Source organism: Streptomyces sp. NPDC050448 (assembly GCF_040655295.1).
Classification (GTDB): Bacteria; Actinomycetota; Actinomycetes; order Streptomycetales; family Streptomycetaceae; genus Streptomyces.
Genome location: NZ_JBFAJR010000023.1, coordinates 104,407 through 121,457, shown reverse-complemented (window position 1 = coordinate 121,457; position 17,051 = coordinate 104,407). Strand labels below are relative to the sequence as shown.

The 17,051-nt window shown below is 71.4% G+C and carries 15 protein-coding genes, 1 rRNA gene and 1 pseudogene; 14 read left to right on the top strand and 3 right to left on the bottom strand.

Features of this window, described 5'->3' with window-relative positions; all coding sequences use genetic code 11:
• Positions 1-141: 141 nt before the first annotated feature.
• The 9 genes and pseudogenes from rrf to AB0I68_RS25435 all read left to right on the top strand — a co-directional run.
• Positions 142-258, top strand: a 5S ribosomal RNA gene (rrf, locus tag AB0I68_RS25475).
• Positions 259-372: 114 nt separating this feature from the next.
• The gene (locus AB0I68_RS25470; protein WP_363179669.1) at positions 373-1,026 is read left to right on the top strand and encodes an HAD family hydrolase; all 654 of its coding nucleotides are present in this window, start codon (positions 373-375) and stop codon (positions 1,024-1,026) included.
• 43 nt (positions 1,027-1,069) lie between these two features.
• Positions 1,070-2,308: an MFS transporter gene (locus AB0I68_RS25465; RefSeq protein ID WP_363179668.1), complete on the top strand. Its 1,239-nt coding sequence runs from the start codon at positions 1,070-1,072 to the stop codon at positions 2,306-2,308.
• Positions 2,280-3,428 (top strand): acetoin utilization protein AcuC, encoded by a 1,149-nt coding sequence (locus AB0I68_RS25460; protein ID WP_363179675.1) that lies wholly within the window; start codon positions 2,280-2,282, stop codon positions 3,426-3,428. Before AB0I68_RS25465 ends, AB0I68_RS25460 begins: the two co-directional genes overlap by 29 nt.
• A gap of 91 nt (positions 3,429-3,519) precedes the next feature.
• A complete protein-coding gene (locus AB0I68_RS25455; protein ID WP_363179667.1) occupies positions 3,520-4,350 on the top strand; it encodes a phosphatase in 831 nt (276 codons plus the stop codon).
• A gap of 114 nt (positions 4,351-4,464) precedes the next feature.
• Positions 4,465-4,674, top strand: coding sequence for a helix-turn-helix domain-containing protein (locus AB0I68_RS25450; protein ID WP_008738568.1), 210 nt, complete (start codon positions 4,465-4,467; stop codon positions 4,672-4,674).
• Positions 4,675-4,806: 132 nt separating this feature from the next.
• Positions 4,807-4,905: an AURKAIP1/COX24 domain-containing protein gene (locus tag AB0I68_RS25445; protein WP_003948845.1), complete on the top strand. Its 99-nt coding sequence runs from the start codon at positions 4,807-4,809 to the stop codon at positions 4,903-4,905.
• Positions 4,906-4,997: 92 nt separating this feature from the next.
• Positions 4,998-6,077 carry an NAD-dependent epimerase/dehydratase family protein gene (locus AB0I68_RS25440; RefSeq protein ID WP_363179666.1) on the top strand — a complete coding sequence of 360 codons (1,080 nt, stop codon included), beginning with the start codon at positions 4,998-5,000 and terminating at the stop codon, positions 6,075-6,077.
• A gap of 161 nt (positions 6,078-6,238) precedes the next feature.
• Positions 6,239-7,069, top strand: a pseudogene (locus AB0I68_RS25435) (lysophospholipid acyltransferase family protein); the annotation flags it as partial.
• Positions 7,070-7,347: 278 nt separating this feature from the next.
• Here the strand turns inward: AB0I68_RS25435 and AB0I68_RS25430 are convergent.
• The 3 genes from AB0I68_RS25430 to AB0I68_RS25420 all read right to left on the bottom strand — a co-directional run bounded on the left by AB0I68_RS25430 (position 7,348) and on the right by AB0I68_RS25420 (position 11,057).
• Positions 7,348-8,544, bottom strand: a complete 1,197-nt coding sequence (locus AB0I68_RS25430; RefSeq protein ID WP_363179665.1) for a DUF5667 domain-containing protein — start codon at positions 8,542-8,544, stop codon at positions 7,348-7,350.
• A gap of 315 nt (positions 8,545-8,859) precedes the next feature.
• Positions 8,860-9,663, bottom strand: a complete 804-nt coding sequence (locus AB0I68_RS25425; RefSeq protein ID WP_363179664.1) for an ECF subfamily RNA polymerase sigma factor, BldN family — start codon at positions 9,661-9,663, stop codon at positions 8,860-8,862.
• A 407-nt stretch (positions 9,664-10,070) separates the two neighbouring features.
• A complete protein-coding gene (locus AB0I68_RS25420; RefSeq protein WP_363179663.1) occupies positions 10,071-11,057 on the bottom strand; it encodes an HAD-IB family hydrolase in 987 nt (328 codons plus the stop codon).
• 99 nt (positions 11,058-11,156) lie between these two features.
• On the opposite strand from AB0I68_RS25420, the gene AB0I68_RS25415 reads away from it, so the two are divergent.
• The 5 genes from AB0I68_RS25415 (at position 11,157) to AB0I68_RS25395 (ending at position 16,937) form a co-directional block, all read left to right on the top strand.
• Complete coding sequence (locus AB0I68_RS25415) at positions 11,157-11,444, top strand: glutaredoxin family protein (protein WP_363179662.1); 288 nt, start codon at positions 11,157-11,159, stop codon at positions 11,442-11,444.
• Positions 11,445-11,717: 273 nt separating this feature from the next.
• Positions 11,718-12,578, top strand: coding sequence for a redox-sensing transcriptional repressor Rex (locus AB0I68_RS25410; RefSeq protein WP_363179661.1), 861 nt, complete (start codon positions 11,718-11,720; stop codon positions 12,576-12,578).
• Positions 12,575-14,299 (top strand): glutamyl-tRNA reductase, encoded by a 1,725-nt coding sequence (locus AB0I68_RS25405; protein ID WP_363179660.1) that lies wholly within the window; start codon positions 12,575-12,577, stop codon positions 14,297-14,299. Before AB0I68_RS25410 ends, AB0I68_RS25405 begins: the two co-directional genes overlap by 4 nt.
• A complete protein-coding gene (hemC, locus tag AB0I68_RS25400) occupies positions 14,296-15,264 on the top strand; it encodes a hydroxymethylbilane synthase (RefSeq protein ID WP_363179659.1) in 969 nt (322 codons plus the stop codon). Before AB0I68_RS25405 ends, hemC begins: the two co-directional genes overlap by 4 nt.
• Positions 15,261-16,937 carry a bifunctional uroporphyrinogen-III C-methyltransferase/uroporphyrinogen-III synthase gene (locus AB0I68_RS25395; RefSeq protein WP_363179658.1) on the top strand — a complete coding sequence of 559 codons (1,677 nt, stop codon included), beginning with the start codon at positions 15,261-15,263 and terminating at the stop codon, positions 16,935-16,937. Before hemC ends, AB0I68_RS25395 begins: the two co-directional genes overlap by 4 nt.
• Positions 16,938-17,051: the final 114 nt, after the last annotated feature.

Here is a 17,051-nt window from a genome sequence, read left to right as displayed (position 1 = left end):
CCAGATGTGGAAGCCCGGTAACGGGTGGAGCTGACTGGTACTAATAGGCCGAGGGCTTGTCCTCAGTTGCTCGCGTCCACTGTGTTAGTTCTGAAATAACGAACAGCTGTGTTGCCGTCCAGTGTTCAAATTTCATAGTGTTTCGGTGGTCATAGCGTTAGGGAAACGCCCGGTTACATTCCGAACCCGGAAGCTAAGCCTTTCAGCGCCGATGGTACTGCAGGGGGGACCCTGTGGGAGAGTAGGACGCCGCCGAACAATCATTGTGGGAAAGCCCCGCACCTTATGGTGCGGGGCTTTTCTGCGTTTGCGGCCATATTCTGCGTTGCGTCGGGGCCTGTGTAGAGCCGGGGCCTGCGTAGGGTCGGGGCCATGGGCTATGACCTCGTCATCTTCGACAACGACGGCGTGCTGGTGGACAGCGAGCCGGTCGCCAACACCATCCTCGCCGGGTACCTGACCGAGCTGGGGCACCCCACCTCGTACGAGGACTCGCTCCGCGACTACATGGGCGCCGCCGTGCACCGGGTGCACGATCTCGTGCTCGAGCGGACCGGGGAGCGGCTGCCCGCCGCGTTCGACGCGACCCTGCACGCGCGGACCTTCAGCGCGTTCGAGCGGGAACTGACGCCCGTCGCCGGCGTGGTGGACGTACTCGGTGCGCTGACCGCCCACGGGGTGCCGTACTGCCTGGCCTCCTCCGGGAGTCACGAGCGGATCCGGGTCGGACACCGGGCGGCCGGGCTCGACGGGTGGTTCGAAGAGGAGTGGATCTTCAGCTCCCAGGATGTGGGGAAGGGGAAGCCCGCTCCCGATCTGTTCCTGCACGCGGCGCGGGCCATGGGCGTCGATCCGTCCCGGTGCGTGGTGATCGAGGACAGCCCGCTCGGGGTGCAGGCCGCCGTCGCCGCCGGGATGGACGTGTACGGCTTCACCGGGATGATGCCCGCCGAGCGGCTGGCCGGGGCCACCGGCTTCTTCGGGGACATGAAGGAGCTGACGGGCCTTCTGGAACTCCCTGTGTGATCTCTCTACCCGCGGGTAGCCCGCAGGCCTACGCTGTGCCGCCATGACAGAAGACGTGCGGCTGCGCCGGGGCCGGGGCTCCCTGGGGTTCAGCTTCTTCGTGCAGGGCGTGACCTTCGCCCTCCTCGTGACGCGGATCCCCGCCGTCCAGGACCGCTACGGGATATCCGACGGGCTGCTGCCCGCCTTCCTCGCCGCCGTGCCGGTTCTCGCCGGGGTCTCCAGCGTCGCCACCGAGCACCTTGTCAAACGGATCGGGCCCGCCGCCGTACTGCGGTGGGCGCAGCCGCTGGTCCTGCTCTCCCTGCTGGGGGTCGGGGCCGGCAGCCGGATGTGGCACGTGGCGCTGGCGCTGGGGGCGTTCGGGCTGTCCGTCGGTGCGCTCGACGCGTCGATGAACATGCTGGGCGTCAGCCTGCAGCGGGCGTACGGGCGAAGCATCATGCTCGGCTTCCACGCCGCGTACAGCCTCGGCGGGATCGTCGGGGCGTCCGCCGCCTGGGCCGGGGCGCACTGGCATCTGTCGCTGTTCACCTCGTACCTGCCGGCCGTGGTCGTGCTGCTGCCGCTCGCCCTCTACGGGAGCCGCTTCTACGCCGACCGGCGGGGCGAGGGGGACATCCCCGAGAAGGGGCTGGGGGCCGGGGGGTTCAAGCTGCTGCTGCCGCTGTGCCTGGTGATGGCGTGTGCGTACATCGGGGACTCGACCGTCTCGAACTGGAGCGCCAAGTACCTCCAGGACGTGCTGGGGAGCTCGGAGCAGCTGTCGACGGTCCCGTACAACGTGTACATGGTGACCACGCTGATCGGGCGGGCCGTCGGGGACCTGGGCGTGCGGCGCTTCGGGGCGGTGGCCGTCGTACGGATCGGGACGCTGGTCGCCGCCGGCGGGTTCGCGGTCGTGGCGGCCGCGCCCGGGGCGTGGGCGGGGATGCTCGGGTTCACGCTGCTGGGGATCGGGTTGTGCGTGATCGTGCCGCAGACCTTCGCGGCCGCGGGGCGGCGCGCGGTTGAACATAACGGTCCGGGGGCTTCCGATACCGCCGTCGCGCGGCTCAACATCTTCAACTACGTCGGCTTCCTGATCGGCTCGCCGCTCGTCGGCGGGATCGGGGACGCCTGGAGCTATCGGGGCGCGATGCTCGTGCCGATGGCGCTGGTCCTCGTGACGCTGTTCCACGCCCGTTCGTTCGGCGCGGAGGGCGCCCGATACGGTGTCGGGCATGAGCGGCGAGCCGGTGACCGGGCTGTTGATGTGGGACGAGGCGGTAACGAGGTATGACTTCGGACCGAGCCATCCGATGGACCCGGTGCGCCTGGCGCTGACGATGGGCCTGGTGCGCGCCTTCGGGCTGGACCGGGAGATGCAGGTACGGGCGGCCCGCGCGGCGGGGGACTCCACGCTGCGGCTGGTCCACCGGGAGGACTACGTGGCCGCGGTGCGCGAGGTGTCCGCGGATCCGGGGGTGGCCGACGGGTCGTACGGGCTGGGGACGATGGACGATCCGGCCTTCCACGGGATGCACGAGGCCTCGGCGCTGATCGCGGGACAGTCGGTGGCGGCCGCGGAGGCGGTCTGGCGCGGGGAGGCCGAGCACGCGGTGAACTTCGCGGGCGGGCTGCACCATGCGATGCCGGGCGGGGCCGCCGGGTTCTGCGTGTACAACGACGCGGCGCTGGCGATCGCGCGGCTGCTGGAACTGGGGGCCGAGCGGGTCGCGTACGTGGATGTGGACGTGCACCACGGGGACGGGGTCCAGGCGGCGTTCTGGGACGACCCGCGGGTGCTGACGATCTCCCTGCACGAGCATCCTCGGACGCTGTTCCCGCAGACCGGCTGGCCGGAGGAGACGGGCGGGCCGGCGGCGGAGGGCTCGGCGGTGAATGTGGCGCTGCCCGCGGGGACCGGGGACGAGGGGTGGCTCCGGGCCTTCCACGCGACGGTGCCCGAGCTGCTGGCGGAGTTCCGGCCACAGGTGCTGGTGACCCAGCACGGCGCGGATACGCATTTCGAGGATCCCCTCGCCCATCTCGCGGTGTCGCTGGACGCCCAGCGGGCGGTGCAGGAGGCGTGTCACCGGCTCGCGCACGAGCATGCGGGGGGCCGGTGGCTGGCGCTGGGCGGCGGCGGGTACGCGGTGGTGGAGGTCGTACCGCGGTCGTGGACGCATCTGGTGGGCATCGCGGCGCACCACCCGGTCGATCCGGAGTCGGCGGTGCCGCAGTCGTGGCGGGACGAGGTGTACGCGCGGACGCGGCAGCCGGCGCCGGCCCGGATGACGGACGGGCGGACGGTCGCGTGGCGGGACTGGGAGGCGGGCTACGATCCGGCCGACCGGATCGATCAGGCCGTTCTGGCGACCCGGCGGGCGGTGTTCCCGTTGCGTGGCCTGCTCACGTAAGGCCTGAGAGCGGCGACGCATCGTTACGCCAAGTGTGGGGCTGTTCGCCGTAATTGATGATCCGCCAGGTGCGGTGCGGCAGCATCGGAGGGTGTTGAGCACCGGCGCGCTGCGTGCGCATCTGCTGGCCGCCCGGTTGGCCGGGCCCGTCGCCACGTCACGGGAGGAGAGCCTGCGCAGCTACCGGTTGTTCGCGGCGCGGGATCCGCGGGTGCTGCTCGGACTGGATCCGGAGTGGGGCTGGGGCGAGGGTGACCTGCTGAGGCTGATGGCGGACAAGTGCGGGGTCTCGGCGGATCCGGCGCACGTCAGCGGGCCGGACGTGATCGATCCGGAGCGGACGCTGGCGGCGTTGGCGTCGTTCGCGGAGCGGCTGGGCGAGGCGGCCGGGGCGAGGTCGCCCGTGTTGTTCGGGACGGGGCATCCGCACCGTCTCCTGGGGTTCTACGCCAGTTTGGCGCGGGCGCTGTCGGCGGCAGGATGTGTTGTGCTCACCCCGGCGCAGGGGGCAAGTGTCGACATGACGACCCGGTTCGGCGTACGCAGGCACAGCATCGATTACGTACGGGGAGTCGCGTTGGTGCGGGAACCCGGCGCGCGGCCACCCGGGAGTGCCACCGGCGTGCACACCCATTCACCCCTGCCGGTTCGGATGGCGCTCGGGGCGCTCGCGGAGGCCGACGGGCCGTTGCCGGAATTGGTGGTGGGGGATCACGGCTGGGTCTGCGGCGCAGGTCAGCTGGGTGTGGAGGCGATCGGGCTGGCGGATACGGACGACCCGGCCCTGTTCGTCGGCGAGGCGGAGGGGCGCGTGGCGGTGACCGTTCCGCTTGATGATGCGGTGCGCGCGGACTACTACAGACCGCTCATTCGCTATCTACTCGATCGGGCGAGTCTGCCGGGCGTGCAGGAGTGGCCGTAGCTCCTCTTCCCCACTCGTATCACACGCCCCTACTCTGGGGAGTGAGCGTGCGACGACGAGGAGTAACCGGAGGGGAAGCCGGTGCCCGTCATGCGCGGAAGGTCAAGGTGTGTCATGGCTGCTGGCGAGAGGCCTCTCAGTGAGGTGCAGTTCCTGACCGTGGCGGAGGTCGCCTCGGTGATGCGAGTGTCGAAGATGACCGTGTACCGCCTGGTGCACAACGGCCATCTGCCCGCAATCCGGGTGGGCCGGTCCTTCCGGGTCCCCGAGAACGCGGTTCACGAGTACCTCCGAGAGTCCTATGTGGGGGTGGAGTCGGCCTGAGACTGACGCTTCGGACACCCTCGGATCGGCTCGGATTACAAGCTCAGAGCTCGGGCGGGTAGGCTAGGCCGACGTAGGTCGTGTGGGCCCAGACGCCCCGCACCGAGTGAAGAGAAGTGAGCGAGGGTAGTCGTGGGCTCTGTTATCAAGAAGCGGCGCAAGCGGATGGCTAAGAAGAAGCACCGCAAGCTGCTCAAGCGCACCCGCGTCCAGCGTCGTAACAAGAAGTAAACGGCAGCTGTACGTGTTCTCCGCAGCCCCTCCACCATCCTGGTGGAGGGGCTGCGGTGTAGCCGGGGGACGACGAGGAAGGCGCTGAGCTCGTGGGGAAGGTCGTGCTCGTTACCGGGGCAGCCCGGCAGCTGGGGGGCCGCTTCGTGCGGCGCGTCCAGCGTGATCCTGAGGTCGAGCGGGTCATCGCGGTCGATGGGGTGGCGCCGCCGCACCGGCTGGGGTCGGCGGAGTTCGTCCGTATGGACATCAGGCAGTCGTCCATCGCCCGGGTGCTGGCCGAGCACGCCGTGGACACGGTGGTCCATCTCGCGGTGACCGGGAGCGGCGCGGGGCCGGGCGGCGCGGGGAGTGCCGTCAAGGAGACCAACGTCATCGGGACGATGCAGCTGCTGGGGGCCTGCCAGAAGTCGCCGACGGTACGGCGGCTGGTGGTGAAGTCCAGTACGAGCGTGTACGGGGGCGCCTCGCGGGATCCGGCCGTTTTCACGGAGACCACGCACCCCAAGTCGCTGCCGGCGGGGGGCTTCGCCAAGGACGCCGTCGAGGTCGAGTCGTACGTACGGGGCTTCGCGCGCAGGCGGCCCGACGTGGCGGTGTGCGTGCTCCGGTTCGCGAACATCCTGGGCCCGTACGCGGACTCCTCGCTCGCCGAGTACTTCTCGATGTCCGTGATGCCGACGGTGCTGGGGTATGACCCGCGGCTGCAGTTCGTCCACGAGGACGATGTTCTGGATGTGCTGCGGCTGGCGGCGGGGGAGCCCCAACGCGGGACGCTGAACAGCGGGACCTTCAACATCGCGGGCGACGGGGTGCTGCTGCTGTCGCAGTGCGCGCGGCGGCTGGGGCGGCCGACGGTGCCGTTGCTGCTGCCCGCGGTGACGTGGGTGGGGTCGGCGCTGCGGGCGGTGGGGGTCACCGATTTCTCGCCGGAGCAGATCAGACTCCTCACGCACGGGCGAGTCGTGGAGACGTCCCAGATGCGGGAGGTGCTGGGATTCAAGCCCATGTACACGACCGCCGAGACCTTCGCCGATTTCGCGCGCAGCCGGGGGAACGGGCTGCTGCCGCCGGCGCGGGTGGGGCAGGCTGTGGACCGGGTCGCGGCCGTGCTGAAGGTGGACGGCCCGAACGTCGTGGTTGCCGGAGCCGAAGAGGGAGCGCAGCGATAGTGGCGGACGCCAAGGTCATTCCGTTCGACGAGGACCGGCCGCGCCGGCGGGGCGCCGCGGCCCGGAGGGTGCGGGCGGTGCCCGCTCCGGAGCCGGTGGTGGAGGCTGCGGAGCCGGTCGCGCCGGAGCCCGTTCCCGTGGAGTCCGGCGGGGCCGCCTGGGACCGGCGGATCGCCGGCGGGCTGGCGTTCCTGCGGCGGCGGGTCACCGGGGACTACGAGGTCGACGACTTCGGCTACGACAAGGAGCTGACGGACCAGGTCCTGATGTCCCTGATGCGGCCGCTGTTCGACAAGTACTTCCGGGTCGAGGTCAAGGGCATCGAGAACATCCCGGCCGAGGGCGGGGCGCTGATCGTGGCGAACCACTCCGGGACGCTGCCGCTGGACGGGCTGATGATGCAGGTGGCGGTCCACGACCACCACCCGGCGCAGCGGCACTTGCGGCTGCTGGCGGCGGACCTGGTGTTCATGCTGCCGGTGGTGAACGAGCTGGCGCGCAAGGCCGGGCACACGCTGGCGTGCTCGGAGGACGCGCAGCGGCTGCTCGAGGCCGGGGAACTGGTCGGGGTCATGCCGGAGGGCTTCAAGGGGATAGGGAAGCCGTTCGGAGACCGGTACAAGCTCCAGCGGTTCGGGCGGGGCGGGTTCGTGTCGACGGCGCTGCGGGCGGGGACGCCGATCGTGCCGTGCTCGATCGTGGGGGCGGAGGAGATCTACCCGATGGTCGGCAACGCGAAGACGCTGGCGCGGCTGTTGGGGGTTCCGTACTTCCCGATCACGCCGACGTTCCCGTGGCTGGGGCCGTTGGGCGCGGTGCCGTTGCCGACGAAGTGGACGATCCAGTTCGGTGAGCCGATCGCGACGGACGGGTATCCGGCGGAGGCGGCGGAGGATCCGATGCTGATGTTCAACCTGACGGACGAGGTGCGCGAGCAGATCCAGCACACGCTGTACAAGCTGCTGGTGCAGCGGCGGTCCGTGTTCTTCTGACCGGGCGGGCGGGGTTCTTCTGACCGACCGGGCGGGTGGGCGGGTGCCGGCCCGGTGGGTCGGGCCCGGGCCCTCGGCGGACGGAGTCCGGCGCAGCCGGGCGAAGCCTGTGAGGCCCCCTGGGGCCGAGCAGTGCGAGGTCGGCGTCAGGAGGGGGTCCGGCACACGCTGTACAAGCTGCTGGTGCAGCGGCGGTCCGTGTTCTTCTGAGTCGTTCTGCTTCACGAGCGTAGGCCCTCAGCTCCGATTCGGGGCTGAGGGCCTACGCTCGTTCGTTCCTACCCGGCGTCTTCCGCCTTGAGGCCCAGGCCCGGGAGGAGGCCCGGGAGCAGGGGCGGCAGGGTGATGTCCGGCTGTGCGTGCTCCGGGGAGGACGAGGGTGCCGGGGTGTTCTGACCCGCGGGCGGGTTCAGGAGGTCGCCCGTGCCGCCCAGGAGGCCGCCGGGGGCCGGTGAGGGCTTGCCGCCGGTGGCCGGGGGCGGGGTCGGGCTGGCCGAGGGCGTGCCCGCCGCCGGTGCGGACTGGTGCTGCCCGGCCGGGGCGCTCGGCTTGGCCGGGGTACCGGTGCCGCGGGTCTGCTCCTGGGGCTTCGGGAGCAGGCTCTGGAGGGGCGCCACGTCATCGTCTATGGCCTGGAAGACCGACTCGACCTCCCCGCCCACATCGGTGAGCTGCGCCGGGAGCTTGTCCCGGAGCCGGCCCCACGCGTCGCGGTGCGAGCGGGAGAACGACGACAGCGTCTGGATCGGGCCGAGCGAGCCGTCCCGTTCGTAGGCCGCCTGGAGGAGCCGGTGGCCCTCCGCAGCGTCGTGCTTCATGCCCCCGAGGGCCCGGCGGATCTCGCCGAGCGACTCGTGGTCCAGTACGCCCGTCCGGCCGCGCTCCATCAGCCTGCGGGCCTCCGACAGGCGGTTGGAGGCCCGGTCGAGATAGAGCTCGCCCCGGTCCGCGTCCTCGTCGGCCATCCCGAGCTGCAGGTCCTCCATCCCCCGCTTGATCGGGTAGAGGGAGTCACCCGGCAGGGCGTCCGTACTGGCAGCGGCCACTCCGCTGAAGGCCCCCGCGGCCACACCTACGGTGAGGCCGCCCGCTGCGATGCCCTTGGACCAGCGGGAGCGGGGCCGCAATTTCCGGAGCGAGGTCGCCCGGTGGGCGCCGCGGCCGGTCCGCTGCTCGGGCACCTGAGGGTCCGAGGCGGCACCGCCCCGGGCCCTCTCTTCCATCACCAGGGCCTCCATGGCGGCCACGAGCTGGGCTCGTTGCACCACTTTGACCTCGGGGTCCAGCACCGGGCGCGGCATTCTTTCGCCGAGCGCGCTCGCCAGGGCCAACAACCGGTTGTGGTCGGCAGGTTCGGCAGGTGCCTCGGACTGCTCGGCCGCCGGGTCCGGTTCCGAAAGGTCGGATGGGGTCCGATCCTCCAGGGCCTGGGCGAAGGCGTTCGCCCGCCGGTGCGGAGTCACGTTCGCGATCACTGGCGGCACCTCCTCTCGTCATGACGATCGACTCCCCAAGGTGTCCGGAAGGTTGCCTGCCTTGAGCACATCCACACTTTCGAGTGAGCGGCTTCGGGCAGGACGTGTCCACAGGGAGCCTGCATTCCGCACAACGAGCGGCGCGGCACTTGGGTTACGGACGAAGGATGATCGGACCACAGCGTCATCGAGGGGTCACCGGTTGTGTGGATGGTCAGGAGGGTCGGAAGGTGCGGGGGGTGGGGGAGGTGGGTGGGGCGTGGGGGAGTCGCGGGTGGAGGCGCCCGGGGGCGGCGGTGCGGGGCCGGTCCCAGGTCAGCGGGCGTCGTCCGGGAGCAGGCGGGCCAGGGTGCGGACCGCCCGGTACTGGAGCGTCTTGATGGCGCCCTCGTTCTTCCCCATCACCCGGGCGGTCTCGGCGACCGACAGGCCCTGGAGGAACCGCAGGGTCACGCACTCCTGCTGCTGGGGATTGAGCTTGCGTACGGCTTCCAGCAGGGCGGCGTTGGAGAGGGACTCCAGGACCGAGTCCTCGGGGGATCGTTCCACCTCGTTCGCGTCCAGCATCTCGCCCGTGGTCACTTCCAGGCGGAAGCGGCTGGACTTGAAGTGGTCCGCGACCAGGTTGCGGGCGATCGTCACGAGCCAGGCGCCGAAGTCGCGGCCCTGCCAGGTGAAGGTGGAGATGCGGCGCAGCGCGCGCAGGAAGGTCTCGCTGGTGAGATCCTCCGCGGTCGCCTTGCCGCCGACGCGGTAGTAGATGTAGCGGTAGACCGTGTCGCTGTACTGGTCGTACAGCCGGCCGAAGGCCTCGGCCTCGCCGGCCTGGGCGCGTTCGACCAGGTCCATCATGCGGGCCTGGTCGCTGTCCGCGGTGGGGCGGCGTGCGGCGGGCGCGCTCGTGCCGGTGGCGGCTCCTCCCGCGCGACCGCGTCTGCCCACCGTCGCTCCGCCGTCGGTCAGGGCATAGCAAGGACCGGCCGGGCCGAGGCCGGCAGGGACCGCGGCGGCGAAGGCGGGGACGGCGTACGCGGTGGGGACGAAGCCGCGCAGGTGGTCGAGGACCGTTGCGCGCAGCGTAGCCAGGCCCGAGGCGTCAACCCCGACAGGTGGGTACACGGGACTCCCAGAGGCAGAGCTTCCATCACGTGCAGTGCGGGACCGTTCACCCGTCGTGGCGACAGATGGGCGGCGGCATGCGTTTGAGGAGAATAACGCTTCGTACAGGCAGTGCTACACCCAGTTGCTCAAATCACCGATTCCGACACTTCTGTTGCGTGTCGAGGGCATATTCAGTCGCAGTTGGTGATCGTTTCTTGATCGGTTGAATACGCGGAATGGACGCTTCCACGCTGGCTCGCGACCGAGTCGGGCATGCGGGAGTGGCGCGCGGGGCGTGGGGGTAGAAGTGGGGGAATGCCCGCGGCGCAGCGGGCCGACGGCCCGCGGGGCGCCGCCCGGCGGCCGCAGGGCGGCTCCGGCACAGGCGGCGGCCGGGTGGCGGCCGGGTGGCGGGGCGGGGCCGGCTACTTGCGGCGGCGGTGCAGGGCGATCGCGGCGGCCGCGCCGCCCGCGATCGCGCCGACCCCGGCGGCTGCCGGGACGCCGACCTTCACGGCCTTGCGGCCGGTCCGGTAGTCGCGCAGCCGCCAGTCGTGTGCCCGGGCATGCTTGCGCAGTTTTGTGTCCGGATTGATCGCGTACGGATGCCCGACCAGCGACAGCATCGGAATGTCGTTGTGCGAATCGGAGTACGCCGCGCAGCGTTCGAGTTCGAGGCCCTCGGCGGCGGCCAGCGCGCGGACCGCCTCGGCCTTCGCGGGCCCGTGCAGCGGCTCGCCGACGAGCCGCCCGGTGTAGATGCCGTCGACGGACTCGGCGACCGTGCCGAGTGCCCCGGTCAGGCCGAGCCGGCGGGCGATGATCGTGGCGGTCTCCACGGGTGCGGCCGTGACGAGCCAGACCTTCTGGCCGGCGTCGATGTGGGCCTGGGCCAGGGCGCGGGTGCCCGGCCAGATCCGCTCGGCCATGTACTCGTCGTAGATCTCCTCGCCGATGGCCATGAGTTCGGAGACCCGGTGGCCCTTGACGATGGAGAGGGCGCTGTCGCGGGCGTCCTGCATGTGCTCGGGGTCCTCGACCCCGGCGAGCCGGAACCAGGCCTGCTGCCAGGCGAAGCGGGCGAGTTCGCGGCGGTGGAAGAACTGCCGCTTGTAGAGGCCGCGGCCGAAGTGGAAGATCGCGGCGCCCTGCATGACGGTGTTGTCGAGGTCGAAGAAGGCGGCGGCGAGGTCGTCGCCGGCCACGGGGAAATCGGGCTCGGCCGGTTCCGCTTCCTCGGCCGCCCGCGCGGCGGCTTCCTCGGCGGTTTCCCCGGGCTCGGCCGGTGGCCCGGCCTCCGCATCGAGGGCCTGCGCGGTCTTGCGGGCGGCCTCGGCCGAGGCCTCGCCTGCGAGCACGCTCCGCGCGGTGGCGGAGCGCCTACGGGGGGTGAGCCATCCCAGAGCGGCCATGACGCGAGCATAGCCATTGTGTTCGGGAGTTCCCGAACCGATGCGATGCCGGGGGCGTGAACTCTTCGGTGCCTTGGTGTTACGCGGTGGCGCGGGAGAATGGGGGGCATGAGCCCTTTGCTGCGTCATAAGGAAGAGAAGCGTTCCGGCGAGCGGTTGGTCACGCTCATCGGGAAGCCGGGGTGCCATCTGTGCGATGACGCCCAGGAGGTGATCGAGAAGGTCTGCGCGGAGGTCGGCGCACAGTGGGAGAAGAAGGATATTTCGCAGGACGCGGAGCTCTACCGGCTGCACTGGGAGCAGATCCCGGTGGTGCTGGTGGACGGCGAACAGCACACCTTCTGGAGGGTGAACCCGGACCGGCTGCGGCGGGCGTTGGGGGGTTGACCCTCCCGCCGGTTACCATCGTGGGCGTTTTGTGGGGTCTCGGGGGCGTATCGATGAGGAGTGTGTACCGTTTTGCCCGCCTCGGGATTTGAACGGGTTCGGCGTGTTGTGGGTTCCCGTCCTCCAGGCCCGGGCCGCGTGACCCCGGTCACTTTGCTCGGACAAAGCGGACACAATCTTTGTGCACGCGTTCACAAAGACATAGCCTGCATTCGACGGGGCGGTCTTGGGACAAGTGACCGCCTGCAGCCCCGCTCATCCCGCAGGAGCATCGTGGCAACTGGCCGAACTCACCGACCGGCGACCCGCAGCCGAGGTATTCCCGAGGCCACTGTCGCCCGGCTTCCGCTGTACCTGCGCGCACTCACCGCGCTCTCCGAGCGATCGGTGCCCACGGTGTCCTCCGAGGAGCTCGCGGCGGCCGCCGGAGTCAACTCCGCCAAGCTCCGCAAAGACTTTTCCTACCTGGGTTCGTACGGTACGCGCGGCGTCGGCTACGACGTCGAGTACCTCGTCTACCAGATCTCCCGCGAACTCGGCCTGACGCAGGACTGGCCGGTTGTCATCGTCGGCATCGGTAACCTCGGCGCGGCCCTGGCCAACTACGGCGGCTTCTCCGCGCGCGGATTCCGCGTCGCGGCGCTCATCGACGCCGACCCCGCGATGGCCGGCAAGCCGGTCGCCGGCATGCCGGTGCAGCACACCGACGACCTCGAGAAGATCATCGAGGAGAACGGCGTCTCGATCGGCGTCATCGCGACCCCGGCGGGTGCGGCCCAGCAGGTGAGCGAGCGGCTGATCGCCGCCGGCGTCACCTCCATCCTGAACTTCGCGCCGACCGTGCTGTCCGTGCCGGACGGTGTGGACGTACGCAAGGTCGACCTGTCGATCGAGCTGCAGATCCTGGCGTTCCACGAGCAGCGCAAGGCCGGGGAGGAAGCGGCGGCCAACGCCACCCCTTCCTCTTCCTCTTCCGCCGTCTCCTCCCCGTCCGACGAGGCGGTCGTCACCGACACCGCCGCCGGTTCCGGCGCGGCGCCCGCCGCGGCCGTCGAGCCGCCCGCCGGGCGGGCCGCCGCCGTCGCACGCAAGAACGGCCCCGAGGGCGACGTTCCGGCGGTGATGCCGGCATGAGTCTGCTCGTCGTAGGGCTGAGCCACCGCAGCGCGCCGGTGAGCGTGCTCGAACGCGCCTCCCTGTCGGCCGACGCCAAGGTCAAGCTGCTGCACGACACCCTCGCCGCAGAGCCGGCGACGGAGGCGACGGTGCTCGCCACGTGCAACCGGATCGAGCTGTACGCGGACGTGGACAAGTTCCACGCCGGTGTGGCCGAGCTGTCGACCTTGCTCGCGCAGCACAGCGGGGTGGCTCTGGAGGAGCTCACTCCGTACCTGTACGTCCACTACGAGGACCGGGCCGTCCACCACCTGTTCTCGGTGGCGTGCGGGCTGGACTCGATGGTGATCGGCGAGGGCCAGATCCTCGGGCAGATCAAGGACGCGCTGGCGCTGGGGCAGGAGCTCCACAGCGCCGGCCGCCTGATCAACGACCTGTTCCAGCAGGCGCTGCGCGTCGGCAAGCGGGCCCACTCCGAGACCGGGATCGACCGGGCCGGACAGTCGCTGGTGACCTTCGGGCTCGAGCAGCTGACCGCCGGGCGCGAGCCGGTGGACGCCTGGGCCGCGGGCAAGCGGGCGCTGGTGATCGGCGCCGGGTCGATGTCCTCGCTGGCCGCCGCCACGCTGGCGCGGGTCGGCGTCGCCGAGATCGTCGTCGCGAACCGCACCGCAGAGCGGGCGGACCGTTTGGTCGAGATTCTGGTTGCCTCAGGCACTGGGGTGGGCGCGCGCGCCGTTCCGATGGCCTCGGTGGCCGATGAGCTGACACGAGTCGACGTGGTGGTGTCCTGCACGGGCGCCACCGGGCTGGTGCTGACCGGTGACGACGTGATCGCAGCCGTGGTGGGGGGCCCCGCGGGGCATTCCCCCGCTCCGCCCCCTCCCGCGCCTCGATCGCCGGCGGGGCCGGGTCTGGCCGATGCCGAGGTCGTGGCCCGGCTCGTGGCCGCCGCCGAGGCCGGGATGCGCCTCGCCGACGGCGGGGTGGCACGGACCATCGCCCCCGGTACGGACCGCGACGGGTGCCCCGTCGAGGTGCCGGCCGGCGACGGACGGGCCGCGCTCACCGGAGTCGACGCCAGCTCCCTCGAACTGCACGGCACCTGGGCCGACCAGGGCGAGGCCGCCGCACAGCGGCAGCCCCGCAAGGGCGCCCGCAGCCAGGTCGACGCGGCGCCCGTACGGCTGGCCCTGCTGGACCTGGCCATGCCGCGCGACATCGACGCCGCCGTGCACCGGATCCCCGGCGTCCGGCTCGTCGACATCGAGTCGCTCGCCGAGGCATCGGCCGACGCGCCGATGGCGGCCGACGTGGACGCCGTACGCGGGATAGTCGCCGAAGAGGTGGCTGCCTTCGGGGCCGCACAGCGGGCCGCGCACATCACGCCGACCGTCGTCGCCCTGCGGGCGATGGCCGCCGAGGTCGTGGCCATGGAAGTGGCACGGCTCGACGGGCGACTCCCGGACTTGGACGAGCGGCAGCGGGCCGAGGTCACCCAGACCGTGCGCCGTGTCGTCGACAAGCTCCTCCACGCGCCGACCGTGCGCGTCAAGCAGCTCGCCAGCGAGCCCGGCGGCGCCGGGTACGCCGAGGCGCTGCGCGAACTCTTCGACCTCGACCCGCAGACGGTGGCCTCCGTCAGCCGGGCGGACGCGGCCGGTCAGGCCGGACAGGTCGACCAGGCGGGACAGGCCGACAAGGCCGACAAGAACGACGACTCAGGACGGGCATCATGAATCCACGTCTCGACGAGCCCCTCCGGCTCGGCACGCGGCGCAGCAAGCTGGCCATGTCCCAGTCCGGCCATGTCGCCGACGCGGTAAGGGCGATCACCGGCCGGCCCGTCGAGCTCGTGGAGATCACGACCTACGGTGACGTGTCCCGTGAGAACCTCGCGCAAATCGGCGGAACCGGCGTGTTCGTCACCGCGCTGCGCGACGCGCTGCTGCGCGGCGAGGTCGACTTCGCCGTCCACTCGCTGAAGGACCTGCCGACCTCGCAGCCCGAGGAGCTCGTGATCGCGGCCATGCCGCTGCGCGAGGACCCGCGCGACGCGCTCGTCGCCCGCGACGGCCTGACCTTCGAGCAGCTGCCCGACGGCGCCCGCATCGGTACCGGTTCGCCGCGCCGCATGGCGCAGCTCAACCACTACGCGCGCACCCTCGGGAAGCGCATCGAGACCGTCGCCATCCGGGGGAACGTCGATACCCGGATCGGCTTCGTGCGCGACGGCGAGCTGGATGCCGTCGTCCTCGCCGCCGCCGGACTGAACCGGATCGGCCGCAGTGCCGAGGTGACCGACTTCCTGTCGGTCGACAACGTGCTGCCCGCTCCCGGCCAGGGTGCCCTGGCCGTGGAGTGCCTCGCGTCCGACGCGGAGCTCATCGCCGCGCTCGGCGAGCTCGACGACCCGCACACCCGGGCCGCCGTGACCGCCGAGCGTTCCCTGCTCGCCGCCCTGGAGGCCGGCTGCAGCGCCCCTGTGGGCGCGCTCGCCGATCTGCTGGCCGACGGCCAGGCTGTCAATGAAATGCGCCTGCGCGGCGTCGTCGGAACCCTCGACGGCTCGACGCTCGTGCAGCTGTCCACCACCGGTCCCGTGCCCCAGTCGTACGACGAGGCCATGGCGCTCGGCCGCGAACTCGCGGACGAGATGCTGGCCAAGGGCGCGGCCGGTCTGATGGGGGAGCGATCGCTTTGAACCCCTCACGTCCGACCACCTCCGCTTTTCCGGTCGTTGCCGCACACGGGCACGTCACCTTCCTCGGTGCCGGCCCCGGCGACCCGGGTCTGCTGACGCTGCGCGCCGTCGAGGCGCTCGCGGCCGCGGACGTACTGATCGCGGAGCCCGAGGTGCTCGAGGTCGTACGCACGCATGCGCGCGCGGGAGTGGACACGCCACAGCTGACGATTGCTGACGAAGTGTCAGCAGCCGCCGGTGTCCCGGTGATCCGGGATGCCGCCAATCTTGTCATGGAGGCTGCGCGCTCCGGCAGGCGGGTCGTCCGTGCCGTCACCGGCGACCCCGGACTCGACGGCAACGCGGCCGAGGAGATGCTCGCCTGCGCCACCGGCGGCATCCCCTTCGAGGTGGTGCCCGGTGTCGCGACCGCCGTCGGCGTGCCCGCGTACGCCGGTGTGCCGCTGCGGGGCGGCCGAGGCGACGTAGGCACAGATGTGCGGTTCGTGGACGCGCGCAACGCCTCCGCGCGCTGCTGGAGCGAGGTCGGCGCCAGCGACGGCACCCTCGTCGTCTCCGCGACGCTGGAGACCGTCTCGAGCGCGGCCGCCGAGCTGGTGTCCGCAGGGCGCAAGCCCGACACCCCGCTCACGGTGACCGTCGCCGGCACGACGACGCGCCAGCGGACCTGGAACGCCACCCTCGGGACCATCGCCCAGGTGTTCAAGCAGGGCAAGGTGCTCCCGTCGCCCGAGGGCGCCCGGCCGGTCATAGCCGTGGTCGGTGAGCACGGCGCCGCCGCGCGGCGCGAGGAGCTGGCCTGGTTCGAGTCGAAGCCGCTGTTCGGCTGGCGGGTCCTCGTACCGCGTACCAAGGAGCAGGCCGCCTCGCTCTCCGACCAGCTGCGTTCGTACGGCGCGGTGCCCCACGAGGTGCCGACCATCGCCGTGGAGCCGCCGCGCACCCCGCAGCAGATGGAGCGCGCGGTCAAGGGCCTGGTGACGGGCCGCTACGAGTGGATCGCCTTCACCAGCGTGAACGCGGTGAAGGCCGTCCGGGAGAAGTTCGAGGAGTACGGGCTCGACGCCCGTGCGTTCGCGGGCATCAAGGTCGCCGCCGTGGGCGAGCAGACCGCCGCCGCGCTGGTCGAGTTCGGCGTCAAGCCGGACCTGGTGCCGAGCGGCGAGCAGTCCGCGGCCGGGCTGCTGGAGGACTGGCCGCCGTACGACCCGGTCTTCGACCCGATCGACCGCGTGTTCCTGCCGCGGGCCGACATCGCGACCGAGACGCTGGTCGCGGGCCTGATCGAGCTCGGGTGGGAGGTCGACGACGTCACCGCCTACCGGACCGTGCGCGCGTCGCCGCCGCCGGCGGACACGCGCGAGGCGATCAAGGGCGGCGGCTTCGACGCCGTTCTCTTCACGTCGTCCTCGACGGTGCGCAACCTGGTCGGCATCGCCGGCAAGCCGCACAACGTGACCGTCATCGCCTGCATCGGGCCGGCCACGGCCAAGACGGCGGAGGAACACGGCCTGCGGGTCGACGTCCTGTCGCCGGAGCCGAGCGTCGGCAAGCTCGCCGAGGCACTGGCCGAGTACGGCGCGGCGCGCCGCGAGGCGGCCAAGGAGGCCGGCGAGTCGGTGTCCCGGCCGAGCGAGCGCCGCCCGGGTGCGCGGCGGCGTCGTACGACCTGACGGCGGGTCTGAGTACGGACAACGGGGCCCGGACGCGATGCGTCCGGGCCCCGACCGTACCCGGGCCCGCCCCGAATCCGGTTGTGCCCGCCGACCGGCCCCGGCAAGGATCGA

What these genes read in the sequence shown, in the direction of transcription:
- AB0I68_RS25470 (WP_363179669.1), top strand. Translation starts at nt 373, where the DNA reads ATGGGCTATGACCTCGTCATCTTCGACAACGACGGCGTGCTGGTGGAC.
- AB0I68_RS25465 (WP_363179668.1), top strand. Translation starts at nt 1,070, where the DNA reads ATGACAGAAGACGTGCGGCTGCGCCGGGGCCGGGGCTCCCTGGGGTTC.
- AB0I68_RS25460 (WP_363179675.1), top strand. Translation starts at nt 2,280, where the DNA reads ATGTGGGACGAGGCGGTAACGAGGTATGACTTCGGACCGAGCCATCCG.
- AB0I68_RS25450 (WP_008738568.1), top strand. Translation starts at nt 4,465, where the DNA reads ATGGCTGCTGGCGAGAGGCCTCTCAGTGAGGTGCAGTTCCTGACCGTG.
- AB0I68_RS25420 (WP_363179663.1), bottom strand. Translation starts at nt 11,057, where the DNA reads ATGGCCGCTCTGGGATGGCTCACCCCCCGTAGGCGCTCCGCCACCGCG.
- AB0I68_RS25415 (WP_363179662.1), top strand. Translation starts at nt 11,157, where the DNA reads ATGGGGGGCATGAGCCCTTTGCTGCGTCATAAGGAAGAGAAGCGTTCC.
- AB0I68_RS25405 (WP_363179660.1), top strand. Translation starts at nt 12,575, where the DNA reads ATGAGTCTGCTCGTCGTAGGGCTGAGCCACCGCAGCGCGCCGGTGAGC.
- hemC (WP_363179659.1), top strand. Translation starts at nt 14,296, where the DNA reads ATGAATCCACGTCTCGACGAGCCCCTCCGGCTCGGCACGCGGCGCAGC.